This is a genomic window from Rothia sp. ZJ1223, assembly GCF_016900985.1.
Taxonomy (GTDB): Bacteria; Actinomycetota; Actinomycetes; order Actinomycetales; family Micrococcaceae; genus Rothia.
Genome location: NZ_JAFEUT010000001.1, coordinates 447,872 through 472,736 on the forward strand (window position 1 = coordinate 447,872; position 24,865 = coordinate 472,736).

The 24,865-nt window shown below is 53.4% G+C and carries 27 protein-coding genes and 1 tRNA gene; 13 read left to right on the forward strand and 15 right to left on the reverse strand.

All coding sequences use genetic code 11. The features are described from left to right. Positions 1-11 precede the first annotated feature (11 nt). A complete protein-coding gene (locus tag JTP09_RS01995; protein ID WP_204876430.1) occupies positions 12-1,673 on the forward strand; it encodes an ABC-ATPase domain-containing protein in 1,662 nt (553 codons plus the stop codon). Positions 1,674-1,723: 50 nt separating this feature from the next. Here JTP09_RS01995 and JTP09_RS02000 read toward each other — a convergent pair whose 3' ends face one another. Then, entirely contained in the window at positions 1,724-2,002 is a 279-nt protein-coding gene (locus JTP09_RS02000; RefSeq protein ID WP_204876432.1) for a hypothetical protein, read from the reverse strand. 151 nt (positions 2,003-2,153) lie between these two features. Here JTP09_RS02000 and JTP09_RS02005 point away from each other — a divergent pair, with 151 nt between their 5' ends. The 4 genes from JTP09_RS02005 to JTP09_RS02015 are packed head-to-tail and all read left to right on the forward strand — an operon-like array spanning position 2,154 to position 4,156. Next, on the forward strand, positions 2,154-2,726 hold the full coding sequence (locus JTP09_RS02005; RefSeq protein WP_204876433.1) for a methylated-DNA--[protein]-cysteine S-methyltransferase: 573 nt from the start codon (positions 2,154-2,156) through the stop codon (positions 2,724-2,726). A gap of 4 nt (positions 2,727-2,730) precedes the next feature. Further along, entirely contained in the window at positions 2,731-2,982 is a 252-nt protein-coding gene (locus JTP09_RS10260; protein ID WP_370592470.1) for a hypothetical protein, read from the forward strand. Positions 2,983-2,990: 8 nt separating this feature from the next. Continuing rightward, complete coding sequence (locus tag JTP09_RS02010) at positions 2,991-3,452, forward strand: alpha-ketoglutarate-dependent dioxygenase AlkB (protein ID WP_370592471.1); 462 nt, start codon at positions 2,991-2,993, stop codon at positions 3,450-3,452. A 59-nt stretch (positions 3,453-3,511) separates the two neighbouring features. Further along, positions 3,512-4,156, forward strand: coding sequence for a DNA-3-methyladenine glycosylase I (locus JTP09_RS02015; RefSeq protein ID WP_204876435.1), 645 nt, complete (start codon positions 3,512-3,514; stop codon positions 4,154-4,156). Between the two features lie 9 nt (positions 4,157-4,165). Here the strand turns inward: JTP09_RS02015 and JTP09_RS02020 are convergent, their stop codons facing one another. Further along, positions 4,166-4,450 (reverse strand): hypothetical protein, encoded by a 285-nt coding sequence (locus tag JTP09_RS02020; RefSeq protein ID WP_204876436.1) that lies wholly within the window; start codon positions 4,448-4,450, stop codon positions 4,166-4,168. A 217-nt stretch (positions 4,451-4,667) separates the two neighbouring features. Between JTP09_RS02020 and JTP09_RS02025 the strand changes: the two genes are divergently transcribed. Genes JTP09_RS02025 through JTP09_RS10265 form a run of 3 tightly spaced genes read left to right on the forward strand, consistent with a single transcriptional unit; the run spans position 4,668 to position 5,665 of the window. Next, complete coding sequence (locus tag JTP09_RS02025) at positions 4,668-5,096, forward strand: replication initiation protein (protein ID WP_204876439.1); 429 nt, start codon at positions 4,668-4,670, stop codon at positions 5,094-5,096. Beyond that, the gene (locus JTP09_RS02030; RefSeq protein WP_204876444.1) at positions 5,086-5,424 is read left to right on the forward strand and encodes a primase C-terminal domain-containing protein; all 339 of its coding nucleotides are present in this window, start codon (positions 5,086-5,088) and stop codon (positions 5,422-5,424) included. Before JTP09_RS02025 ends, JTP09_RS02030 begins: the two co-directional genes overlap by 11 nt. Next, positions 5,411-5,665, forward strand: a complete 255-nt coding sequence (locus JTP09_RS10265; protein WP_204876445.1) for a helix-turn-helix domain-containing protein — start codon at positions 5,411-5,413, stop codon at positions 5,663-5,665. Before JTP09_RS02030 ends, JTP09_RS10265 begins: the two co-directional genes overlap by 14 nt. A gap of 276 nt (positions 5,666-5,941) precedes the next feature. On the opposite strand, the gene JTP09_RS02040 is transcribed toward JTP09_RS10265, so the two are convergent. The 3 genes from JTP09_RS02040 to JTP09_RS02050 form a co-directional block, all read right to left on the reverse strand. After that, positions 5,942-6,685, reverse strand: a complete 744-nt coding sequence (locus JTP09_RS02040) for a hypothetical protein (RefSeq protein ID WP_204876446.1) — start codon at positions 6,683-6,685, stop codon at positions 5,942-5,944. A 248-nt stretch (positions 6,686-6,933) separates the two neighbouring features. Beyond that, a complete protein-coding gene (locus JTP09_RS02045) occupies positions 6,934-7,341 on the reverse strand; it encodes a hypothetical protein (protein WP_204876447.1) in 408 nt (135 codons plus the stop codon). A gap of 19 nt (positions 7,342-7,360) precedes the next feature. Continuing rightward, complete coding sequence (locus JTP09_RS02050) at positions 7,361-7,795, reverse strand: hypothetical protein (RefSeq protein ID WP_204876448.1); 435 nt, start codon at positions 7,793-7,795, stop codon at positions 7,361-7,363. Between the two features lie 770 nt (positions 7,796-8,565). Here JTP09_RS02050 and JTP09_RS02055 point away from each other — a divergent pair. Continuing rightward, a complete protein-coding gene (locus tag JTP09_RS02055; RefSeq protein ID WP_204876449.1) occupies positions 8,566-8,832 on the forward strand; it encodes a hypothetical protein in 267 nt (88 codons plus the stop codon). Continuing rightward, complete coding sequence (locus JTP09_RS02060; RefSeq protein WP_204876451.1) at positions 8,813-9,565, forward strand: hypothetical protein; 753 nt, start codon at positions 8,813-8,815, stop codon at positions 9,563-9,565. The genes JTP09_RS02055 and JTP09_RS02060 overlap by 20 nt, the downstream gene beginning before the upstream one ends. An 84-nt stretch (positions 9,566-9,649) precedes the next feature. Here JTP09_RS02060 and JTP09_RS02065 read toward each other — a convergent pair whose 3' ends face one another. Then, positions 9,650-10,297 (reverse strand): cyclopropane-fatty-acyl-phospholipid synthase family protein, encoded by a 648-nt coding sequence (locus JTP09_RS02065; RefSeq protein WP_204876453.1) that lies wholly within the window; start codon positions 10,295-10,297, stop codon positions 9,650-9,652. A gap of 485 nt (positions 10,298-10,782) precedes the next feature. Between JTP09_RS02065 and JTP09_RS02070 the strand changes: the two genes are divergently transcribed. Continuing rightward, entirely contained in the window at positions 10,783-13,254 is a 2,472-nt protein-coding gene (locus JTP09_RS02070) for an ExeM/NucH family extracellular endonuclease (RefSeq protein ID WP_239478550.1), read from the forward strand. A 344-nt stretch (positions 13,255-13,598) separates the two neighbouring features. Continuing rightward, positions 13,599-13,772: a hypothetical protein gene (locus JTP09_RS02080; RefSeq protein WP_204876454.1), complete on the forward strand. Its 174-nt coding sequence runs from the start codon at positions 13,599-13,601 to the stop codon at positions 13,770-13,772. A gap of 104 nt (positions 13,773-13,876) precedes the next feature. Here JTP09_RS02080 and JTP09_RS02085 read toward each other — a convergent pair. From JTP09_RS02085 to JTP09_RS02115, 7 genes are all read right to left on the reverse strand, one after another. Then, positions 13,877-13,950 (reverse strand) — tRNA-Pro (locus tag JTP09_RS02085). A 258-nt stretch (positions 13,951-14,208) separates the two neighbouring features. Beyond that, positions 14,209-15,774 carry a ribosome biogenesis GTPase Der gene (der, locus tag JTP09_RS02090; RefSeq protein ID WP_204876455.1) on the reverse strand — a complete coding sequence of 522 codons (1,566 nt, stop codon included), beginning with the start codon at positions 15,772-15,774 and terminating at the stop codon, positions 14,209-14,211. An 86-nt stretch (positions 15,775-15,860) separates the two neighbouring features. Next, the gene (gene cmk / locus JTP09_RS02095; RefSeq protein WP_204876465.1) at positions 15,861-16,541 is read right to left on the reverse strand and encodes a (d)CMP kinase; all 681 of its coding nucleotides are present in this window, start codon (positions 16,539-16,541) and stop codon (positions 15,861-15,863) included. Positions 16,542-16,654: 113 nt separating this feature from the next. Further along, on the reverse strand, positions 16,655-17,767 hold the full coding sequence (locus JTP09_RS02100; protein ID WP_204876466.1) for a prephenate dehydrogenase: 1,113 nt from the start codon (positions 17,765-17,767) through the stop codon (positions 16,655-16,657). After that, the gene (locus JTP09_RS02105; protein ID WP_204876467.1) at positions 17,767-18,942 is read right to left on the reverse strand and encodes a pseudouridine synthase; all 1,176 of its coding nucleotides are present in this window, start codon (positions 18,940-18,942) and stop codon (positions 17,767-17,769) included. The genes JTP09_RS02100 and JTP09_RS02105 overlap by 1 nt, the downstream gene beginning before the upstream one ends. Before the next feature lie 85 nt (positions 18,943-19,027). Next, on the reverse strand, positions 19,028-19,882 hold the full coding sequence (locus JTP09_RS02110; RefSeq protein WP_204876468.1) for an SMC-Scp complex subunit ScpB: 855 nt from the start codon (positions 19,880-19,882) through the stop codon (positions 19,028-19,030). Further along, positions 19,879-20,730, reverse strand: coding sequence for a ScpA family protein (locus JTP09_RS02115; RefSeq protein ID WP_204876469.1), 852 nt, complete (start codon positions 20,728-20,730; stop codon positions 19,879-19,881). Before JTP09_RS02115 ends, JTP09_RS02110 begins: the two co-directional genes overlap by 4 nt. A 578-nt stretch (positions 20,731-21,308) precedes the next feature. On the opposite strand from JTP09_RS02115, the gene JTP09_RS02120 reads away from it, so the two are divergent. After that, the gene (locus tag JTP09_RS02120; protein WP_204876470.1) at positions 21,309-21,644 is read left to right on the forward strand and encodes a Gp19/Gp15/Gp42 family protein; all 336 of its coding nucleotides are present in this window, start codon (positions 21,309-21,311) and stop codon (positions 21,642-21,644) included. Between the two features lie 100 nt (positions 21,645-21,744). Here JTP09_RS02120 and JTP09_RS02125 read toward each other — a convergent pair whose 3' ends face one another. Further along, positions 21,745-22,623, reverse strand: coding sequence for a ParA family protein (locus JTP09_RS02125; protein ID WP_204876471.1), 879 nt, complete (start codon positions 22,621-22,623; stop codon positions 21,745-21,747). A gap of 136 nt (positions 22,624-22,759) precedes the next feature. After that, a complete protein-coding gene (locus JTP09_RS02130) occupies positions 22,760-24,706 on the reverse strand; it encodes a propionyl-CoA synthetase (RefSeq protein WP_255521007.1) in 1,947 nt (648 codons plus the stop codon). Between the last annotated feature and the right edge of the window lie 159 nt (positions 24,707-24,865).

Consider the following 24,865-nt stretch of genomic DNA (forward strand, 5'->3'; position numbering starts at 1 on the left):
GGCTGAATATCATGGCTACAGCTTCTTCACTCAAAAACCGTCTGCAAGCCCTCGACGGCAAGCCCTATGGGGCGCTTAGATCTCTCACCGGCAGCTACACTTTTGATGGTTTCACCCTGCGCATCGATCAGGTACAGTCTGATCCTTACGCTCCGCCCTCGCGCGTCCGGCTGATAGTGCCTCTACCCAGCACTCAGCTGCCCAGCGAAGTGCTTGAAACTCGACAGCAGCAGGTAGCGGTGCGGGATTTTATTGCCCGTGATATAGCGGACGCGGTTGCCCACGGTCCTCGTGAGTTTGGCTTTGTGGCACCGGGGCAAGAGATTCTTAATCGTTCCTCGGTAGTTGTTACAGATGAGGTATTGGAAGTTCGTCTAACTTTCGCTTTCCCCGCTGCAGGTAGGCGCGTCAAAGGGCGCCTTGCAGCTGAACTTCTCACCGAAGAGCTAGCTGATCTGGTGCGGTACTCAGCGCTGGGTGCTGATCTTGAGGTGGTAAAGCTACGGGAGCATGTTGCCACCTACACCGATTTTCTGTGGATTCAGCAGCAGCTTGAGGAACGCGGTTTAGTTGCTTTTGTTGCCAATGGTTCGGCGCTGGCGCGGTCTAGCGGTGCTAGTGATACTCCTTCGCAGCGTAATGTGCCTTTCACTAGCCCCGATTCGCTCTCTACCAGTTTCACCACGCCTTCAGGCAGAAGGCTGACAGGTCTGGGAATTGGACAGGGCATCACCCTGATTGTGGGTGGCGGCTACCACGGCAAATCTACCCTTTTGCAGGCGATTGAACGCGGTGTTTATGCCCATGTTCCCGGCGATGGACGCGAGTTTGTGGTTACGGCATCGGCTGCGGTAAGTGTGCGAGCTGAGGACGGACGCAGCGTGGCGGGTGTTGATATTTCCCCCTTTATTGCGGGTTTGCCGGGCGGGGTGTCCACTGAGGTTTTCTCAACGGCTAATGCTTCAGGGTCAACGTCTCAGGCAGCTGGCATCGCTGAGGCTTTGGAGATCGGTAGCAACCTGTTGCTGATTGATGAGGATACCTCAGCTACTAACTTCATGATTCGCGACGAGGCGATGCGAGCGCTTATTAATGCCAGCCACGAGCCGATTACGCCCTTCGTTGATCGGGTGCGGGGCTTGTATGAGGGGGTGGGTGTTTCAACCGTTATGGTGGTCGGTGGCTCGGGTGCTTTCTTTGGGTTGGCTGATACGGTGATTGCTCTCACGGAGTATGTTCCGTCTGATGTGACGGCGCGGGCTCATGAAATAGCGGGGTCGTCCCCTATTACCCGCAGCAGTGGAGATACCGACTTCTGGGTTGATTATCTGAGGGAGCTGCCGCGTTCACCCCGCGGTTTGGGCATGGGTAATGTGCGTAAGCCTCCCCGTGCTAAGGGGCTTCAGACTATTCAGGTAGATAGACAAGAGATTGATGTGCGGGCACTCAGTCAGCTGACAGATGCCGCTCAAACTCAGGCAATAGCACGGGCGTTGCTCCTGGTGGAGAAGAAGCTAGCGCACGACATGTCCCTCGCGCGAGCTGTCCATGAAACCTGCGGTGACCTTGAGGTGAAGGATCTGGATATCCTGGCGCCAGCCCGCGGCGATATGGCAGCTCCCCGCGCGTCCGAACTTATGGGCGCTATCAGCAGGTGGCGTGGAATCAAGTAAACGATGTATCTCGCCCCCCCGTTAGCAACAGTGTGGACTCTCCAGAATTATTATTTGAGTTCTGCAAATCTCTCTATTGCTTGGTCGTAGGCGGCTACAACGTCTGATATTTCTACGATGGGAGGCAGCAGCCCTGCTTCTTGGTGTTCGAGGAGGAACTCGGCAAGGACGTAGGCGGAGGCTTCGCTCTCATCGAGCACGCCGTGGGTATAGTCAGCGGCATCTACCAAATCCAAGAGGGGTTTGGCAACACCGTAGTCGCCTTGCAGGGCTGCTTGGTAGGTGCCGGTACTTTCTAGGGTAATTCCTAGAATGAGTTCTGATGCCATAGCATGCTCCATTTTCTACAAAATTGAATATTATGTTTTCATTCTATAGTTATAGTTACCTCACCGAACAGGGGTTTCCTCGTTGAATTAACAACAACCCTCAGTGCCCCATTTCACTCGCCACTGGCTGAGGTCGTGAAAGAATAGATGTATGCAAGATTCTTCATCAATACCCTCAGCAACCTCAGCCGAGAATGACCGGCAGGTGAGTGAGCGCGTCCACCATACACTGGTAGAAACCCCGCTGGGTCAGATGCATCTTGCTGCTCGTGAGGACGCTTTGATTGGGGCGTGGTTTACGGGGCAGGCGCATTTTCCGGCAAAACACCACTTGGGTGAGAAAGTTGAGCCCAGCCGCCACCCCATTTTGGAGCAGGCAGCGCGTGAGCTCGAAGAGTATTTTGCGAAAGAACGCAAGAGTTTTGAGGTGCCGTTAGCTCCCGATGGAACAGATTTTCAATTGGCGGTCTGGGAGTCACTCAAAGATATTCCTTTTGGCTATACCACCACCTACGGAGCTATTTCTAAAATCGTGGGACCGGGCGCACCGGCACAAGCTGTGGGTCAGGCGGTAGGTCATAATAAGGTTTCTATTTTTATTCCCTGCCACCGGGTTCTCTCAGCAGATGGCAAGCTGACCGGTTACGCGGGAGGGGTAGAACGCAAGCAGTATCTTCTTGATCTAGAAGCACCCAACGCCGCAGAAGAAGGGCGTCTGTTCTAGCGCTGTGAACGATACCCTCTTGGGCGATTCTGACCTCGCCCATCAACCTCACGAGGTTCTGCCAGGCGTGGTAGATTTACCCAACTGGCTCACCGAAAGCAGCAGGTCTTTGGGGTGCGCCAGTTTCAAGTCTATGCCCGCGACGGGGTTACCTGCACACAGCCCCCGCATTATGGGGAAGAAAAAGTCGGTGGAGATGACCTTACCAGGTGGCATTGGAGTAATTATAGCTACTCTAAAACTACCCCTGAGTTAGGCGGAGCGGTGCCCCTACCTGATTGGTTAACGCAGCTGGAGCAAAAGGCAATTGCGGACGCCTACTCCCCAGACTTCGCTCCCAGCTGGCCGCAGCTGCCCGGTAGTGAGGTCAAGCAGTGGGCGCAACAGTACACTCCCGATGTTGCTCTCGTGAACTATTACTCACCGCAGGTATCTATGGGTATGCACCAAGAGCAGGAACGCTCTAGCACTCCGGTAGTTTCTCTTTCTATTGGCAACTCAGCATTTTTTAGGGCGGGAAACACCGAGAACAGAAACCAGCCCTTTACAGACAGATTTGTTGTTAGCTTCTGGGGATTTGTTAGTTTTTTGGCGGTCCCAGTAGGTTCATGTTTCATGGAGTTCCCAAGATTCTTAGCGGTTCACTACCTGACTCCCTCGAACGGGCACGGTTTGATGCAGGGGCGATTCAACCTCTCAACCTCACGTTGCGAGAAACCGGTTTGAACCCCGAGCTTAACGCCAGCAGATAATCGTGGCACCTAGTGTACTGGAAGGACGTTCTTATGACTGAAGAACTTGTGCGGCCTGACTGGGCGCGCACTGATGAGCTGCTGCGCCATTATTACGATACCGAGTGGGGTGTACCCGTTACCGATGAGCGCGGCGTCTACGAGCGCCTGTGCTTGGAGGGATTTCAGGCGGGGCTTTCCTGGCGCACGGTTCTTGCCAAGCGTGAGGCTTTCCGGGAGGTCTTTGCCGGCTTTGTTCCCGAGGTAGTTGCAACCTTTACCGAGGACGATGTTGAGCGTATCGCCGCTGATGCACGCGTTATTAGGCACCGGGGTAAGATTCGGGCAGCTATTTCTAATGCGCAAGTAACCCTTGACCTACGCGAGCACGCTGGCGCTGATGCGAGCGTGCAGGGGTTTGAGATTCCGCGAGTGAGCGGCGACCCGCTGGTGATTGAGCTGGGTTTGCCCGCTCTGGTGTGGTCTTTCAAGCCCGAAGTCACGCCGATTCCGCGCGTCCTTGCCGATATTCCTACTCAGGACGCACATTCGGCAACACTGGCGAAAGCGTTGAAGAAAGAGGGCATGAAGTTCATTGGCCCCACCAGTGCTTATGCGCTCATGGAGGCTATCGGGGTTATCGACACCCACCTGGTTGATTCTCACCGGCGAGGTATCTCAAGGCTTTATGCAGAGTGAGGTGAGGGGCTAGACCGCTACCCCAATGCCCTCGATAATTGATCCCAGCCACCAGGTCCAAAGGAAGGCAAAGGCTAGAGGGATAAAGAGCCAAAGGTAGCCGTAGCGGCGGGTGATGCTTGCGGTAATAATACCCAGCAGCGAGATGAGGGGCACCACGAAAATCAGCATGAGACCGGGGTAGGTTTCAGCTTCACCCAGCCAGGGTCGCACAATATCGTAAGGCACAACGAAGATGGAAAGGTACAGCGCAATATCGAGAACAGCTAACCAGGGAACGAGCTTGCGAAACATAGGCAGAACCTTCTTAACCCCAATATAATAGGTATGACGTTACTTACATATCTTGTAGTACTCACTATGGCAAGTTCTGTGACAACTACGATGACCGGGCTTAAGTAGCTTACTGACAGCTATCCAGGGACATGCGCACGTCACATATAGCGCTGCTCACCGTACACCCAGTAACCTTGCTTTATACACATCCGCACTTACCTTGAAGGATTCTCCCGTGATCTCTTCCCGCAGTTTCGCCGCAGGTATCGTCACCGACCACGACGGAGCAGACGCAGACATCATCGCAGACCTCGCCGGACTACCTCAGCCCTCCTGGGTAGCCATGAACCCACACACACGCTCCGGACACATCGTCTACGCACTCAACAGCCCTGTATGCCTCACCGATGCAGGACACCGCGCACCAGTGAACCTACTAGTACGCGTTAAACAAGGGCTCACAGACATTCTCGGCGGGGTTATCAGCTACGGCGGGAGAATCATCAAAAACCCCACCAACACGGCTCATATGCCCCTCTGGGGCAACACCGAAGCTCTTTACGGGCTCAAAAAGACCTCGCAAGGGCCTCTAGGGAGACGTCGGAGCCCTCCCAGCGCCTCACAGGCAAGCACAGACGGTTCTAGACTCCACCGTGGGACGTAACGTCGCCCTGTTCAACCTCACACGACAATGGGCGTACAGAGCACGCCTGCGGTACACGGACTTCACCGAATGGTCAGAAACCGTCTACGCCTTTGCCTCGATGAAGAACGCCTCTGTGATTGCTGATGAGTTCTCACGTGGTCCGATGAGTGAAGCTGAGGTATCCCAGATTGCTAAATCCATTGCGCGCTGGGTATGGGGCACGATTACACCTGAGCAGACACAAGCAAACCGCAAACGCTGGGCGAAGAGTCTAGCAGAGGGTCGTAAAAAGAAAATGAATGAACGTTTAGAGGTGCTAGAGGTGATGAATAGTGAGCGCTTTTAAGCCTGTTCGCCGGAAATTTACCGCCAGAGAAGCCGCAGAACGTTTAGGGGTAACTACTCGCACAGTTCAACGCCTTATGGCTGAACCTAGAGAACAATACCTAGCCCGTGCAAACACCAAGCGTGAACAGGTAGCGCAGTTACGCACAGAAGGCTTAAGCGTGCGAGCTATCGCGGAGAAATTAGAAATTTCTAAGAGTACTGTAGGACGTTATGTTCAAGAATATGAAAAAATAAATTAGTTATATACACTTCCGGCATCCGCTCCGAAAATACACACGCTTAACTCCCCCCTACCCCACTCAAGGAATATGGGGGAGTCAAATAGTACAATTTAGTGTGCTCTAATCTTTTTAGAGAATACAGCCAGAGAGATACTTGCTATCAGAGATGCTGATAAAATCCACAGATTTCCTTCTCCACGTAACACTGATGGAATCAGGAAAATAGCAACACCCCCCCCAAATGCCTGCCGAAAAAATCATTACAGGAAGTAAAATTTCTTTTTTCATAACGACCTACTTGAAATAAGAAGCTACAGCTGTATCTGAGGCTCCACCAACAGTTGCATAAGCTCCAATACAAGCAATACAAATGCCAGCTCCAACACCCGTTGCGGATGCCGCACAGGCGCCTGAACACGCACCTACAATCAGGTATCCAACAGCTCCAGATACACCCAGAACACTAGCTACACACGCTACTGTGCCGCCTGCTCCCTGCGTTTCTGCAGTAGCCCTGGTTCGGTGATTTTCTGATCTCAGCTCTTCATCTGTCATGTAAGGAACAGTAGTTTCTTCGCTGCTTACAAAATTTCCATTTTGGTATTGCACAATTTTGAAGTTGCTATCTTCGCCCAAACCAATTTGGGTTTCTGAGTAGTCTAAAACTTCATCATTGTTTCCCAGGAGAACTGTAAAGTTACTTAGATAGTTGTATTCTCCATCAATTTTAAAAGTAATAGAGTGACCGATTTTTCCATCGGTGTTTACCTCATATACCTTTGCTTCTCCAAGAACTACTGAAGCGTTGCTAATAATCTCTCCGCTATCAATCTTTGATTTTGTAATAGCGGTGTATTTATCTGCCTTTTCTCCACTCAGCAAGACCATTGAGGTCTTATGTTCAGTTGATTGAGTAGAGCATGTTGTTAAGTCATTCGCTCCTTGCGCAGGCTCAGAAGCAAAAGCGGTTGTAGACAATGAACTGCAAGCTAGTAGAGCGATAGTAGCTCCAGTTGAAATTTTCCTGACGAGGGTCACTGTTCGTCCTTTCGTCCCAGAGTATCTTCACCCTGGTGATTGGCGACACTTAAACCCAATCACACACACTTCAAGTAAGTCAACTTACTACATCACAATTCAATAACAAAACCAGCAAAACACCTAGCCAGACCCACCAAACAGACCTGTGTAATATTTTCCGTCAGGGTGCTAGGCAGCAACACCACCTAACCCACACCCAAACCACCCCGCCGAGCCCTGACGGAGCACCACCCAACTACACGCCCCTAAAAAAACGCAGAACCACCACCCAACACCTCAACCCTCACCCGCGCCACCTCCTCAACACACCTAGCCCGCTCCATCTTGGTCACCTGCTCCCATTCACCAGCCCGCACCTGCCACTGACCCACCAAAGCCTCCAACTCAGCCACACGCTCAGGCAAACCACGCGCACCATGGGCAACCCCCAAACTCCTAGCCCGCGCCTGCACATACCGCTCCTCTAACCCAGCAACCTTCTTCCGCAATCCTTCGACTTCACCAGCGATCTCCTTACGCGCCTTACGCACCTGCCGACCCACAGCCACCATCTGCTCATACTCGGTGTACTCCCGGTTCGCCTGTACCCAGGCAGCAATCTGCTCAAAAGAACCCAGAACCTGCGCTAGATGCACATAGTCCTGCGGTGACATCTCCGTTTCTATCGGTACGCTAGCGCTCTCCCCAATTGACCGGTCTGTACTCGGCTTGGGCAAGCTGAACCAGCACCCGCCCCAACGTTTGAGCTATCTCAACCCGTTCGACACGGGGGATTTTGCGGTCATTGAGGCAAAACCCCAATTCCTTCAACAGGTGAGGAATCGTGGTGGCAGGGTTAGAGCCAAGATAGTCTTTCATCTGCTCTTTACTGGGTTTGATGTAGCGGATGACGAGGGTAGGTTCAGGGGTAATTTCTACTGGGCTCGCGTGTATCAGGCGGACGGGAGTGTTGGTTTCTTGGGCGTATTTGCGGTAGGCTGCTGCGTACTTTCGGCAATTATCGGTGCAGTAAATCGGTGTGCAGCAGGGACCTTTTTCATAGTAGAAAACAGTCTGGCAGTAGGGGCAGGTACGGGCTTCTTCAGTTGGAGTAGATGGTGTTGTCATAGGCGTTATTTTATTTCGTCATGACGATTCTTTTATTATGAATAACTCATAATAGAACTTCCTAAGTCATTCAATGCATGAGGCGTGACAGAAAAACGGCAGCCAAACCCCAAGAGCTTGCGAACAAAAAACGTGAAACGCGCTGCCGATTTCTAGTCCGAAAAACTTTTCGCGGTTACGCACACAAGACCAGTGCACCTGTGCAAAAAACCGGCGTGAACCCGTGAGGAACGAACAAAGGGGGGCACAGCCGGGTTTTTGCACGGGTGAATGCGTCGCCTGTAGCGCAACCGAACAAGAGCTACTAGGGGTTAGGGGTTTTGCTCTTGTGCTTTGAGAACCTTATGCGCAGTAGGACGCGGGCACTTTCCCACCAGCACCCCTTTCCATGCGAGTTCTTCAAGGTCTACCCCGTAGTTCTTGGAAGGTCATTTCTAAATCATCAAAGAAAGCACCTATCAGCGAGTCGGCGCCTTGGTCTACTCGTTCGCGCCATGGTGAGAGCATCAGCGCCAGTTGTTCCACAACCGGGGAACTTTTGAGGGTTGACTCAAAGACTGCACAGCACAGCGCACCTGCTCTTGAATCTTGTCTTCATACGACTGGTGGGAATCGCTTTGTAGGTCAGATTGCTGGGGTCACTGGGTGGGTGGGGCTGGGGGCAGGAAGTTCCGCGAATCTAGGGTAACTACCTGATTAAATAATTTCGTACTTGGGACATGCCGGGATAAATCAACCTGGGACAGCCCCCACCATGCTTGACTAAACCCATGAGCTTCGAGGACATCTTCCCCCAACACTGGCTACCGGCAAAGCCACTATGCGCTAACCGCAAAAACGGCAGCTACAAACGCCAGACTCGTGAACGCGCTCTCGAACACGCCTACATCGAAACAAACCCACTAGCCATGCAGTCACTGATTGCCAGCGCATCCATTCTGTTTTTAGCTGCGTGCTCATCAGAATCTGATGTACCTGCACCCACTACCCAGTCAGTTTCGCCCAACGCTTCCGCCTTTGCCCAGCGCGACAGCTAGCAGCAGTTCCGCCAAGCCCACCCCGTCTTCAGTTCCAGCTGAATCACCCTCACCCACTGTTGTAGAGCAAAGCCCCGCTGAAACTCCAGTCAAAGCGGTTAACCCGCCGGCACCCTCCGTTACCGCAGGCACCAGCTGCGGCCCCAGCAACACCGGGCGCACCACCCTCGTCCTCGCTGAAGGCAGCGCACCCTGTAACGAAGTACAGCAGACCTTCGCTGACTTTAACGCCCAGTTTCAAGGCGGCATTGCCCCCGTTACTATTGGCGATTACACCTGTCGCTCCTACACCCCCGAAGACACCAAAATCAATGGTCGTACCGTCTCGTGTACTGGCAAGGGCAACAGGCTAGAGGCAATGACTGTTTACCCCCTGGGCGGTACACCTTTGGCGGCTGAGAGTTACTACACTAGCCGTGGCGATGTCTATTTCAGGGCTCAAGGTATTGGCTGCCACATTGGTGATTTTGGCGTAGATTGCGAGCGCCCCAACCTAGATGATCCGATGAAGGGCGTCATACAGTTCTTTGGGCACAGTAAGCAAGGCATTCCAGTCATAGGAAGCGGTGGTGGCAATCCCGGATCCACCCCCTACTATGATGGTACGACCCTCTCACCGGGTCAGAGCATCTCAGCATTCGGTAGCGCCTGCGTCGTTGATCCCACCTACGTGACCTGCACCAACGGTTCTCAGCAGCTCTCAGCTAACGCCACTGAATTCATTCCCCAGTAAATTTACCTGTCAGAATCGCAACACACAGATAAAGACCTCGTTCCCCTATTGTAGGGAATCGGGGTCTTTACTGTATATCGTTCTTTACGCCAACCTCTTGACGAGCACCACGCTGTCTTCGAAGGTCATGGGTTCAGGGTTGCCGTGGTGGGTGCCTTGCCGCGTCCAGATATCGGCGGTGATGACCTGCCATTCATCAGGAGCCAGTTCGAGAGCGGCAAGATCGTCTTGAGGTTGCGGGAACATCGCCCGATCGAAGTCTTTTTCGACCCCAGAGGGCGGGGCGGCATGGGCGGTAATCAGCAGGTGACCGCCCACGGCTACAGCCTGAGTGGCGCGCTGAAGAATCTCTGCGCGGTCAAGTGCTACCGGTGATTGCAGAAAGGACGCACTCACCAAATCGTAGTGTTTACTGGGTTGCCAGATGCTCAAATCAGTAATGAGAAACTCGATTCGATCTGCCAACCCGTTGCGCTGAGCGGCTTCGTGCGCTCTGCTCACCGCTGTTGCCGAGAGTTCAAGCCCGGTGGCGTGCCAGCCCTGTGTAGCTAACCACAGCACGTCCCCGCCTTCACCCGAGCCAAGGTCAAGGGCGCGTCCTGCAGGTAGAGAAGCCGCAACTTTTTCGAGAACCGCGTTAGCATTGCCCGACCATATGCGATCAGAAGTGCCGTAGCGTTGCTCCCAGAACTCTTGCGGATTCATGGTGGGGTCTATATCGTGCATTGACATGGGGTGCGCCTTTCGTGAAGTCTCAAACAGGGGTAAAGCAATGGCAGGGTTTCAGAAGTGAAGCCCTGCCATTGTATCTATATAAGCCAACGCAGGTTTCCCCGTATCAGGGTGAGATGCCAGTAAAAATGAACTATTTTGGTGTCACAAAAGCAAAATAAAACCACATGGCGTGAGATTGTGCATGATTCGATTTTTATCTTATGAACCCGCTTACAAAGCAGAGTGACTAAGTACATCATGAGACCCTGCTCAGCCACGGTAGCCGCCGGAGTCTCCTATGAGAAAAACCTCCCTTGAAGATTTTCGCCATAGCCACTATTCATTCCCCAAGCACTCGTCGGTTCAAGCAGCGGAGTTGGTGAAACTTCGGTGACTTTCCACAAAACATCAGCTCTGTTTATCGCTTATCTCACACCCACACTTCTATACTGAGATTTTGGAACCGCTTTGACCGCACCTCACTACCTTCACGAAAGAAGACTATGAGTTACACACCCCGCTGGCGCCGTTTCATCTCGGTAACAGCCCTCGTTTCAGCTACCTTTGTGGGTACCTCCACTCTGGCAACCGTACCCACCGCTTTTGCCGCAGAAACTCTTACTATCGCAGAGATTCAAGGAACCGGCGAAACAAGCCCCGTCGCATCCAAAGAAGTAACAACCACCGGCATTGTTACCGCGGTCTACGCAACGGGCGGTCTCAACGGCTACTTCATTCAGACTGAAGGTTCAGCATCACTGGATTTCACTCCCGGCGCGTCTGACGGCGTATTCATTTACTCTCCCGATACCGCCTCATCTGTAACCCACGGCGATTTAGTGACCGTCACCGGCACCGTCTCGGAATACAAGGGGCAAACGCAAATTTCTGTGAAAAACGGTGGGCTCACCATTCTCAGCAGTGGTCACAGCCTACCGGCTATCACCGGGGTACTCCCCGAGGACGCGAGCGCCCGCGAAGCCCTTGAGGGCATGCTGGTACAGCCTACCGGGTCTATTACTGTCACCGATAATTACGGCGCTAACCGCTACGGTTCTTTCTCTTTAGTAAACGGTGAGAAGCCCTTGCGCACGGCAACCGATGTGGTGGCTCCCGGCGCTGCTGCTATTGAGTACGAGGCAGCAAATAAGGCTAAGGCTTACGTTCTTGATGATGGTTCTACCGCGGATTACACCCGAGGTGGTTCCTCAACCCCTGTTCCCTACATTGGCACCGCGACCCCCTTGCGGGTGGGTGCGTCCGCCACTTTCGCCAAGCCCGTCATTATGAGTTTCAGCTTTGGCGCATGGACCTTGCAGCCCACTGCCCCGGTGAGCGGGAAAACCGCTGACAGTGACTTGCCGGTGAGCTGGACTAATACCCGTGAAGCTGCCCCCGATGCTGTGGGCGGGGAGTTAAGCATTTCTAGCTTCAACGTTCTCAACTACTTTTCAACCACCGGTGATGAGCTGACCGGTTGCAAGTACTACACTGACCGCGAGAAGAACCCGATTACTGTCTCGGGTGGTTGCGATGCCCGCGGTGCTGCAAACCAGGAGAACTTTGAGCGTCAGCAGGCAAAAATTGTAGCCGCAATCAATACCCTTGATGCTTCGGTAATTTCCCTAGAAGAAATCGAAAACTCAGCTGTTTTTGGCAAGGACCGTGATGAGGCGCTGAATACTTTGGTGGCAGCTCTCAACGCCGCTGCGGGTAGCGAGAAGTGGGCAGCAGTTGCTTCGCCTGAGAAGCTACCTTCATCTGAGGACGTCATCCGCACCGCTTTTATCTACCAGCCTACTGAGGCGACCCCGGTGGGTGAATCTGAAATTCTCACAGACACCGCAGCCTTTAACAATGCTCGCAAGCCTCTTGCTCAGGCTTTTAAGGCGTCAACTGCTGATGATAATGACGAGATTTTCGTTGCTATCGTCAATCATTTCAAGTCAAAGGGATCAGGTTCTGGCGTCAATGCTGACTCGGGTGACGGGCAGGGTGCTTCTAATGCCTCCCGCGTTGCTCAGGCAACCGATCTCGTGAAGTTCGCGGAGGCGCAAGAAGCCAAACACAAGACCCAGAACGTGGTACTGCTTGGGGATTTCAACGCCTATACGCAAGAAGATCCCATGCAGGTACTTTATAAGGCAGGCTACGTTAGCCTTGACACTACCTTTGATGCGGGGCATACCTACCTCTACGGTGGACGTACCGGCTCACTCGATCACGTCCTGGCATCCGGTGATTTCATTGATAACTTCACTGACGCCGATGTCTGGAACATCAACTCGGTAGAATCTATCGGTTTGGAATACTCACGTTTCAACAACAACGTCACCAACCTTTACGCCCCTAATGCTTACCGTTCCTCTGATCACGACCCGCTGATTGCTGGTTTCAACCTCTCTAAAGAAAACCCTGCACCGCTAGTTTTCACCGACGTTGTTGAGGGCGATCAGTTCTACACCGAGATTATGTGGCTGGCTCAGCGTGGCATCACCGCCGGCTGGGCAGACGGCACCTTCCGCCCTGTTATGGGTGTAGACCGCGCTACGATGGCGGCGTTCTTCTACCGTCTGGCGGGTTCACCGAAGTTTGATGCACCAGCAACCCCCAGCTTCAGTGATGTGCCTGTAGATCACCAGTTCTACACAGAGATTGAGTGGTTCTACGCTCAGGGCATTACTACCGGTTGGGGCGAAGGTACCTTCCGCCCGGACGCTCCCGTGAACCGTAACTCCATGGCGGCTTTCTTCTACCGCTGCACGGGCAGCCCCCTCTACGTTGCGCCGGTGAACTCATCGTTCGTTGACCTACCCGAGCGCGCACCCTTCTACAAGGAAATTTCATGGTTGCGTGCGCAGGGCATTACTACCGGCTGGGCAGACGGCACTTACCGCCCCTACCAGCCTATTGAACGCGCCGCGATGGCAGCTTTTATCTACCGCTACAGTGACAACGTACTCAACGAGTTCTAAAACGAGATGTGTTCTCAGTGGCTTAGTTTAAGTTGCTGAAGGATGCAGAGATAAGTAAAGACTGCTTCCCCGATCCCTCAACTATCTGGTTCAGCTCGGGGAGCAGTCTTTTTCTCTCTGTACCCACCAAAACTAAGTAGTTTCGGTTAAGATTACCTTCTTTAGGTGGAGGCTTCCTCTACGCGGGCTGGCTGTGCCAGCCGTTTGTGCTGGCGGTGCTCACGCGCCGGTTTGTGGAGTCCATGCCGGGTGCCCCGGTCTTTCATACGCGCACCGGCGGTTTCATCTCAGATTCGAATCTGCGGCGCATATAGCGGCAAGCCGCTGTGAGAAGGTTTGAGGGCGTGAAATTCTCGGACTACCGTAAGGCGGTGGCGACGTTTATTGAAAGGGCTGAGGGTATGGACGCGGTAGGTAAGGCGCTGGGACACTCGTCACCTGAAATTACGCGCCGGTACTATGTGCAGCGCGAAGCTGTGGTTGATTTTCGTCAGGTTTTGGGAGTGGTTGCGCTGTAGGTTTGTTTTGAAAGTGGCAGGTAAATGGCGGGTGAGGTCTTTTTTGGGTACTAAAAAAGCCCCTCCCGACTAGGTGTTTATCCTAGTGGGATGGGCTTTATTTGTCGGGTTGACAGGATTTGAACCTGCGACCCCTTGACCCCCAGTCAAGTGCGCTACCAAGCTGCGCCACAACCCGATTGTGTTTCTCCCAGTGGGCTAACCCCTGAGCACTCATACCACTATACTCACCTTAAAACAGCTTCGCAAATCAAAATTCGCTTTTTTGAGGTTTTCAGGCGCGTTCTGCATCACATTTACTCTGGTTTAGGGTTGACGCCCCTCCAGAGCTCTGCATCTCTGCCTATGCAGAGACAGTAAAAAGCCCGCGTCCGCACCTGTACCAACCGGTCGGACGCGGGCTTTCACCTCACACGGTAGCTACCGCAGCAAGCCACTAGCGAGATGAGCGCTTACCACCAGATTTACCGGACTGGCGCTCCCCCAGTGAGCGGCGTTCACGCACGCGCATGGTGACTTCAATCGGAGTACCGGTGAAGTCGAAAGTCTCGCGCAAACGGCGGGTGATGAAACGGCGGTACCCCGGATCCAAGAACCCGGTGGTGAACAGAACAAACTTGGGCGGACGCGATGACACCTGGGTACCAAAGAGAATACGGGGCTGCTTACCACCGCGGACGGGGTGCGGGTGGGCAGCAACGATCTCACCCAAGAAGGCATTCAAACGACCGGTGGGAATACGTGAATCCCATGACTCCAGGGAGTGTTCCAGAGCCGGTACCAGCTTATCTTTGTGCCAACCGGTCTTCGCAGAGATGTTGACGCGCGGTGCCCACGCTACGTGCGCCAGGTCGCGGTCGATTTCACGTTCCAGTAGTTCACGGCGATCCTCATCGAGGGTGTCCCACTTGTTATAAGCAAGCACCATCGCACGACCCGAATCAATTGCCATCTGAATGATGCGAACGTCCTGCTCAGAAATCGGCTCAGAAACATCGAGCAGCACCACAGCTACCTCGGCGCGCTCAATAGCGGTCTGGGTACGCAAGGACGCATAGAAGTCAGCGCCCTTTGCCATATGCACGCGGCGGCGGATACCCGCGGTATCCACAAAACGCCAGGGGCGATCACCCAAGTGAACGATTTCGTCCACGGGGTCACGGGTGGTACCCGCCAGATCGTTAACAACGGCACGTTCTTCGCCGGCAATCTTGTTCAGTAGTGATGACTTACCGACGTTGGGGCGACCGATGAGAGCAACACGACGGGGGCCGCCGCGCACCTCGGGGGCAGCGAACTGGGAGTGCTCCGGCAGAACTTTGAGCATCGCGTCCAACATGTCAGCAAGACCGCGACCGTGCAAACCTGATACGGGGAAAGGCTCACCCATACCCAGTGACCACAGGCTCGCGATTTCGGGCTCTTGGTGACCATCGTCGATCTTGTTAGCGATCAGGATGATGGGCTTGTCTTCGCGGCGCAGCATACGCACGATTGCCTCATCAGTTGCGGTAATACCGACCATGGCATCGACAACCAGCAGTACCACGTCAGCGCCAGCCACAGCGATTTCAGCCTGAGTTGCGACCTGAGCGTCGATGCCCTTTGCATCAGCCTCCCAGCCACCGGTATCAACCAGGGTGAAGTCTTTGCCAGAGTGCTCTGCCTTGTAGGAGACGCGGTCGCGGGTAACACCCGGCTTGTCTTCAACCACAGCTTCACGGCGACCCAAAATACGGTTAATGATGGTTGATTTACCGACGTTGGGGCGACCCACAATAGCCACTACGGGGTTAGCGAGGTCATCGTCCTCTTCTTCAGCGCCAAAGCCCCAGCTCTTGAGCAGCAAGCGGTCTTCTTCATCAAGCTCATAATCTTCCAGACCAGCACGCAGGGCCTCTGCTCGCTGGTTGGCAGTTTCTTCATCAATTTCGGCTAGACGCTCGGTAACATCGTCATCGCCGCCACCAAGAAACTTATCTTCGTAGTTATCGGTACTCATTTTTCTAAGTGCCTTCTTTCTAACTGTGCTTTTGTAAAAACGCGGAGGTCTTTATCTAAGTGAGTGTGAGGTACGGACGCAGTTCTTTAGGCGCCGCGTGCCTCTTCGACCGCTGCGATCACCGCTGCAATGGTCTCTTCAAAATTCAAATCTGAGGAGTCGATAAGGGTCACTCCGGGTGCTGCCTCGGTGAAGTTATTGACCTTAGAATCCTTAGCGTCGCGGGCTGATACCTGCGCCGAGAGCTGCTGGGTGCTCTGAGTGCCGCCCAACTGCAGTCCGCGGCGAGCCAACCGAACCTCTTCTGAGGCGGTAAGCAGAATACGCGCATCCGCATCGGGTGCCACTACGGTAGTGATGTCGCGCCCCTCAGCCACCATACGGTAGCCGGAGTTCTTCATGGCATCGCGCTGCATACGAATCAAAATATCGCGTACTGCTCGCTTGGATGCCACCGCCGATACATTCTCTGAAATAACAGGCTCGCGAATGGCATCGACAACATCTACACCGTCTACCTCGATAATCTCAGCATCGGGAGTAGTGCCCTGCGATAGGGGAAAGTTCTGTGCCGCTTCGGCAACCGCTGCCTCATCTTCAAGGTCTACCTTTTGAGCGAGGCAGTACCAGGTGAGGGCGCGGTACATAGCACCGGTATCAAGGTAGGCAAGATTGTAGTGCTGTGCCACAGCTTTAGCCACTGATGATTTACCAGAGCCCGAGGGGCCGTCCATCGCAATGACCAGGCGATTGCCGTAAGCGCTCATGTGTTATTCCTCGTATCGTTGTGTTCTTTACCCTTAGTTTATAGGGTTTTAGTGTCGGCGGTAGGCAAGCTATCAGCCGTAGATTCAAGCGAACCCTCGGTGCGCGTTACCTATTAGCGCACAACTTTCCAGCCGCGCTCGATGAGATCCTCAACGAGCTTTTCGTGTTCGTTAGGGTTGACCGAAAGCTCCGCTAGACCCACCGGCTGACCGGGTGAGTGTTCGAGCCTGAGATCTTCAAGGTTCACACCAAGTTCGCCGATTTCAGCAAGTAGGCGAGCGATCTGACCGGGGGTATCATCCACCAGCACCGTCATCTGAGCAAAAGCCGCTGGAGCACCGCCATGTTTACCGGGAATGCGTTTGACACCGTTATTACCCTCGCTCATCAGCTGTGCAAGATTCAAACGAGCGCCCACTGCCGTTGGTGCTTCAAGGGTGCTGATGAGACGTTCAAGATCTTTGCGTACCCCGTAAAGGGTCTCAACGATTGGCTGGGCGTTAGCTGCAAGAATTTGTACCCACAAACCCGGGTCGCTGCCGGCAATACGCACCGTATCGCGCAGCCCCTGCCCTGCCAATCCGAGGGCGTACAGGGGGGTATCTTGCAAACGCGATGCGAGTAAAGAGCTCATCACCTGCGGCACGTGACTAATCAATGCCACCGTTTGATCGTGTTCGTAGACATCAAGGTGGGTGACCGTCGCACCCAACTCAACGGCGAGATTGACAGCTTTTTTCACCGCGTCAGGACGCACCTGCTCATGCGAGCAAATAACCCACGGCATCGAGGTAAACAGCTCACCGCGGGCGGCAACGGGCCCTGACTTTTCGCGTCCTGCCATCGGGTGAGTACCCACGTAGCGGCTGGCATCAGCAGAGGAAGCCAGCACAGCCTCTAAGATGGGAGCCTTCACCGAAGCAATATCAACCACCAAAGCACCGGGGTAAACATTGAGCGCGTCAATGACGATTTCAGCGGTGATATCAGGCGGAGTTGCCACGACCACCAGAGCAGGCTCTGACACCGGCAGGTTGTTCAAGGATGCATCACGTACTGAAGTGCCTGCACCAATATCTTGGGCAACCGCTTCAGTGGTGGGCGAAGTATCTTGAACATAAACCTCCACCCCAAGGGCACGCAGGGCAATGCCAATGGAGCTTCCCAGCAACCCCGCACCAATAATGCGTACGGGACCTTCAACGGTTGAAAAGCCTTCGTTCATTACATTCCTACAGAGGCGAGTAGCTCACCAATTTCAACCTTGGAAAGGTTGCGAATAGTGCCCTGCTTCTGTGAGCCCAAACGTACCGGGCCCATCTGCACACGGACGAGCTTCTCGACGGGGTGACCCACAGCTTCAAACAGGCGGCGAACAATGCGGTTTTTGCCCGAGTGAATAGTCACCTCAATAAGAATATGACCGGGGGTTGAGTCAATAAGCTTGAAGGAGTCTACTCGTGAAACGCCGTCCTCAAGGCGGATGCCCTTCTTCATCGCCGCGCCGATGCCCTGTTCCATGGGCCCGGGAACCTGCACCAGATAGGTCTTGGGCACTTCATAAGAAGGGTGAGTGAGGCGGTTAGCCAGTTCGCCGTCGTTGGTTAGCAACAGCAGACCTTCGGTTTCAACGTCGAGACGGCCCACGTGGAAGACGCGCTGTGACATTGATTTGCGCAAGAAATTCGAAATATCGGGGCGGCCATCGGGATCTCCCATGGAAGAGACAACGCCGGTGGGCTTGTTCAGAACCATGTAGATCAGTTTGTCGTTAGTCTGAATACGCATGCCATCAACGTGAACCTCTACCTTATCGGCATCGACGCGGACGCCCAGCTCAGTCACAGTTTCACCGTTGACGGTGACGCGACCTTCTTCAATCATCTGCTCACACACGCGGCGTGAAGCAACACCTGCCTGCGCCATCAGCTTCTGCAAGCGCACACCATCGTGATCGTAAAACTCGTAGTGGTCAACCGGCGCATTCTTCGGACGACGCGGGCGATGGGGACCTGCGTAGTTATCGTTGCGCTGGTGATTGTAATTGGGGCGGTACTCGCCGCGCTCTGAAGCGAACGCCGGGCCCGAGCGGAAACCGCGTGAAGCCCCGCTCTTACCGGCGCCACCCTTAGCACCGGGCTTACCCCCCTTAGAGCTAAAAGCTTTGCCCGCACCGGGCTTACCGGATTTACCGGGTTTGCCAGGCTTGCCAGGCTTACCGCCACCGCCACCGAAACCGGTGCCGCTTGAGCCGAAGCCAGCGCCACCGCGCGCGCCGCCTTTACCGCGTCCGCCCGCACCGGGCTTACCGCCGCGGAACTCGTTATTCTTGCCAAAACCACGACCAGCGCCACCGCGTCCGTGATTACCTGAACCGCTACCTGAACGTCCTTGTGCCATGAGAAATAATGTCCTTTATCTTCTAGAATGTGCTGTCATTATCAGCGCAGTAATTTTTCAAAATTGAGAGTGAATAAAAAATTATTTAGGAGCTTGCCACTTCAAGATCGGTCAAATCTGGCAGTAGCGGAGCTAACGGGGGCAGCTGCTCAAGGCTCTCGAACCCTAGCCGTTCAAGCAACGCACCAGTGGTGATGTACTGGCTTGCACCGCTACCCTCTTCGGGTACTGTTTCTTCGATGAAGCCGCGCTGTTTGAGAACCCGAAAAGCAGCATCGACGCTGGTTCCTCGCACCTGCGCCACATAGGCGCGCGTTACCGGCTGCTGATAGGCAATCACTGCCAACGTTTCAAGCTGGGCGCGGGTAAGTTTTTTCGCTTGGGAACCGGTCACAAACCGGGCAACCCAGGGTGAAAAGTCAGCGCGAGCGAACAAACGCCAGCCGCCATTGATGCGTCGCAGCTCAAACCCACGAGGTTCACAGGCGATGCCGCGGACATCTGTTCCCCCGTTGTAATCGATGTAAAGCTCATCGAGGGCTGTCTCTACAGCTCGTTCGCTAACCAAGAGCGCCGCAGCGAATTCCCGCGTGCTCACCGGAGTGGATGCAACCGCCAAAATCGCTTCAACTGCACTTTTCACACCGCCGGGCACCATCTCAACCTTCGCAGTCATATCTGCTGAGGCAGCATGTACGCTTTCTTGATGACGGGCGGATGCGTAAGCATCAGCCTGGTCAGGAGCTGCCCAAGGATTCTCGGGGGCTTCATCTACCACCGGTTCATCAGGTGTCTCTGAAACCCGCGAATGCTCATCAGCTTCTGCCTCTTGCTGAGAGGCAACCTCTGCCGTAGCATCATCGCCATCAGGTGCCCAGTACCCGAGATTCACCAAAGACTCATCATCACGGTTAAATTCTTGACCGGGATAAATACTCATCCTCGAACCTCCTCTACAGCGTCTTGGGGCATCGGCGCCCTGCGTACCAGAATCTCACCCAGCGGTTTATCTTGATCCAGCTCAACCACACGATTGCGGTAGAGCTCAAGCAGAGCAAGAAAACGCACCACTGCGATCTCTAATTCTGAGGACTCTTTCGCGAGTTCTTCAAACGGCAGACTCTGTTGGTTTTCTAAAGCTCGCACGATATTTTCTTCTTCACGAGCAATAGTGGTCAGAGGCTCCCGCAGATGCTCAGTGTCAACTACGGGCTGAGATTCAGCAAGTTCCGCTAAAGGATCATGCGAGGCTAGCGCTCGATGGGCAACGGACGCAAACTCCTGGGGTGTTATATCGAAAACAAGCTCAGGCAAAGCGCGAGCAAAACGTTCTTCTAACACCACATCACGAGCAAAACGCTCAGCTTCAGCACCCATACGCTGATCCAAAATATCGGCAACTTCTTTATACGCGCGATACTGAAGCAGACGAGCAAACAGCAAATCTCGAGCTTCTAAAGCAGCAAATTCGCTGGCAGTTTCAGGTTCTTTAGAAGGCAACAAACGCGCTACCTTGATATCAAGCAAGGTAGCAGCAGTAACAGTAAACTGGCTAGCTATATCAAGAGCTTGAGTACTAACGGTGGTGTAGAGAGGCTGAATAAAAGTCAGAAATTCATCAGTCACCTGCGATAGAGCAACATCAGTAACATCAAGTTTACGACGTGAGATAAGGTGCAACAAAAGATCAAAAGGACCCTCAAAATTGCCCAAGTGTAAGGTGAATTCCACACCCGATTCACCGGTTGCCTGCGGTGCCATCACGGCAGCGTCTAAATGTGCGCTCATGCGTAGTACGCGCGTCCTTCTATCTTCAAAATCTCACGACTTGCTGTATATGATTGTGCCCTGCAAAGTTTTCTTTTTCAAGGCATGGGGTTCATTAGCTGCGCCACGTACCCCGCGTACGCTCTCACACAGCGTGGAAAAAGAACGTTTTCACGGCATCCTAGCCCAGCAGTTTCGATTCCCAGCACCACTTGCACATGCCAGCGTCAAAAAATAAGCCTTGCTATATTCTACACAAACGTGTACAGTTGAGACTTCGTTCAAGGCATGCACTTAGCACGGCGCCATGATTCGAACCGTAAACACTTACCACTTTGTATCTACCGCTACCTGCACGGTTTATCAGCAGGTCACCAGCCTCTTGCAAAACACGATAAAAGTTCGTGTTTTTCTGGCAACCGAGTATCCAAACATTCCTTTCGTATTAACCGCGGTTTTCATTGGTGCTCATATGCGCTCGCTACTGTGAACAGTACGAGCTTCACTTGATACACGCACTGCGTAGTGCGTATCTATACATACCCCCGAGAACCTCATCGACGAAGCGTGCCTCGGGAAAATATTTGAGGAGACTTATTTTGACTACTACCACTTTTGAAACTTTAGAACACAGCGTTCAGGCGAACACCGCTAACCTGCGGCAACTGGTTAACCACGCTGAAAACATGATTCGCACCGCTGTGCCCATGCTCGATAACGTATGCGATGCTGATGCCGATTTCGCTCAGCGTGTGCTCGATGTTGAAACGTCCATGGTGTTGCGTGCCCTTGAAACCGGCAAGATCACCCTGATCGAAAACGAACGCGCTCAGTTACGTCAGAACATCTACGTGCGTCCTGCTATCTCGCAGTTCTCACCCGCTGAATTTACTCTCAGCTTCGAGAACTCACTCTCGGCACGTAGCGCCATCTAAAACAAGCACTTTTCGGCTCTCAAAGAGCAAAAACCAGCGGGGCAATCTTCACACAGAAGATTGCCCCGCTGGTTTTAGTGGACTGCTTGATACCTAGAAGTTAGGGCGCTCCACCACGAGAAATCAGCTCACGCGCCAACTGGCGGTAAGCCTCAGCGCCGGGATGGTTTGAAGCGTAAGAAAGAATAGGCTCAGCAGAAACAGAGGCATCGGGGAACTTCACGGTTCGCTTGATAACTGTGTCAAACACCTTATCGCCGAAAGCATCGATAATGCGCGCCAGCACCTCTTTAGAGTGCAGGGTGCGTGAATCAAACATCGTCGCCAGAACACCATCAATCTGCAGCTTGGGGTTGAGGCGGTCTTGTACCTTTTCAATGGAGTCAACCAACAGAGCCACTGCGCGCAGAGCAAAGAACTCACAAATCAAGGGGATAATAACGCCGTGGCTAGCGGTGAGCGCGTTGACGGTCAGCAGACCCAAAGAAGGCTGGCAGTCAATGAGAATAACATCGTATTCGCTCTCTACCTTGCGTAGAGCCGATGCCAGTACCTGCTCGCGAGCCACTTCATTCACGAGCTGAACTTCAGCAGCTGAGAGGTCAATATTGGCAGGTAACAGGTCAATATTCGGGGTTTCAGTAGGCTGAATGACCTCGTGAATATCAACTTTGCGGTCCATCATCACGTTGTAGACCGTCAAATCAAGTTCATGAGGGTTGGCACCAAAACCAGCTGAAAGAGCGCCCTGCGGGTCAAAATCTACCAGCAGCACCTTTCGTCCTGCCTCTGCCAGTGCCGCACCCAAGTTAATGGTGGAGGTCGTCTTACCGACGCCACCTTTTTGGTTCACCATAGAGATGATGCGCGCAGGACCGTGCGACTGCAACGGAGCGGGATCAGGGTAAACACGCACAGGGCGACCGGTGGGACCTAGCTCTTCAGCGCTCACACTATCAGTCACAATTTTCACCTTCATTTTCAGATCGGGCAGTAATCACTGAATACCAGTTTATATGCACAAAGACTAATAGTGAGAACGTGAAGGCTCCCAGCACAAAAAGCGCCAGAACGTTTTGCGTTGAGAGCCCTCACAACCACTGCGCCAAAAAGGCTTATCGCGAGCGCATGGTCGCAAGCAGTCCCTCTAGTACAGAAGAATCTTCGATGGTCGAGGGTATCTTGTAATCGAGTCCGTCTGCCATTTCGCGCATGGTTTTGCGTAGAATCTTCCCCGAACGTGTTTTGGGTAGAGCCTCAACGATGCAGACTTCCTTGAAATCTGCGACGGCGCCCAGTTCGTGGCGCACCTTGGCAATGAGCTCCTGGGTGAGGGTCTCTGCATCAATGCTCGCCCCTGTTTTCAGTACCACGTACCCGCTAGGACGTTGCCCCTTGAGGGAATCGGCAACACCAATCACAGCGCATTCAGCGATAGCAGGATGCGACGCGAGGATTTGCTCCATCTGACCGGTTGATAAACGGTGCCCCGAAACATTGATTACGTCGTCGGTTCTACCCATCACGTAAACGTAACCGTCATCGTCAATATAGCCTGAGTCTCCCGTTGCGTAGTAACCGTCGAATGTCTCCAAGTAAGAAGAACGGTAGCGTTCATCGTTTCTCCATAAAGTGGGCAGGGTACCCGGCGGCAGAGGTAGCTTCAGGGCGAGATTGCCTTCTTCATTGCTTCCCACTGGTTCACCCAAAGGATCAAGTACCTGCAGGTTATAGCCGGGCACCGCAACAGAGGGAGATCCCGCTTTGACGTCCATGGGTTCAAGACCGCGAAGATTAGCGCAAATTGCCCAACCAGTCTCGGTCTGCCACCAGTGATCAATCACGGGCTTGTTGAGCTTTTCGTGAGCCCAATGATAGGTTTCGGGATCCAGACGTTCGCCTGCAACAAAGAGTGTTTCTAAAGTATCAAGGTCGTACTTCTTAAGTAGCTCAGCCTCAGGATCAGCCTTACGAATAGCGCGCAAAGCGGTGGGAGCGGTGAAGAGAGCCTTGACCCCGGCTTCCTGAGCAACCCTCCAAAAAGCACCTGCGTCCGGAGTACCCACGGGTTTACCTTCATACATCACAGAGGTAACCCCCGCTAACAGAGGCCCGTACACAATATAGGAGTGACCCACTACCCAGCCAATGTCAGAGGCTGTCCACATCACGTCCCCGGCATCGAGGTTGTAAATGTTCTTCATCGACCAGTGCAGGGCAACGGCGTGGCCACCGTTATCACGAACAACGCCTTTGGGTGTCCCTGTAGTACCTGAGGTGTACAGAATGTAAAGCGGATCGGTGGCCTTAACAGTGACAGGCTCTACCGCAGATGCGTTCTGTATTTCCTGTTCCCATGAAAGCCACGCGGTTCCGTTTGTTTGAGCGCGGGCGTTCTCAATCGTATGTTCAAAACCTGCGCGCTCGTAAACCACCACGGTAGAGGGTTTTACGCTGCTACTTTCAATCGCGCTTTGCACTGCGGGAATATACTCGATTGAGCGCTTGGGCTCAAGACCACCCGATGTGGTTACCACTACCTTCGGTTGGCAGTCGTCAATGCGCACCGCCAGCTCATTAGGGGCAAAGCCACCAAAAACAACAGAATGTACCGCGCCCAATCGCGCCACTGCCAGCATGGCGGTGTACGCCTGAGGAATCATGGGCATGTAAATCAGTACCCGATCACCTTTTTCAACCCCTTGGGCACGCAGTACACCTGCAAAACGTGAAACCTGATCCAGAAGTTCTGCGTAGGTAATTTCCTGGCGCAGCTTCTGCATTGCGGAGTCATAAATAATTGCGGTCTGCTCACCACGACCATTCAGCACGTGCCTATCGACCGCATTGAAACACGTGTTGAGTTCTCCGTCGGGGAACCAACGGTACAGCGGTGCAGTACTCTCATCCAGAGCCTGCTTGGGTTCTTTCACCCAGCTAATTCCCTGGGCAGCTTCCAACCAAAATTCCTCGGGTTGTGCAATGCTACGCTCATGCTCCTGAGCGTACCGTGTAGCGACCATCTTCAATCTCCTTTGAACGAAGGTAGGGGGTGAAACCAAAAGTAGTGCTACAGGTCACCATGTGCAAGAGTTTTGTATACAATTTTTCTAAAAATACCGAAAATTACAGTTAGAAGTGCCTAACCGCACCAATTTTTCAATTTTTTGTATACAAAAGCGATAGATGTGGTTACAGTAGTCACAGTTAGTCTCACATCT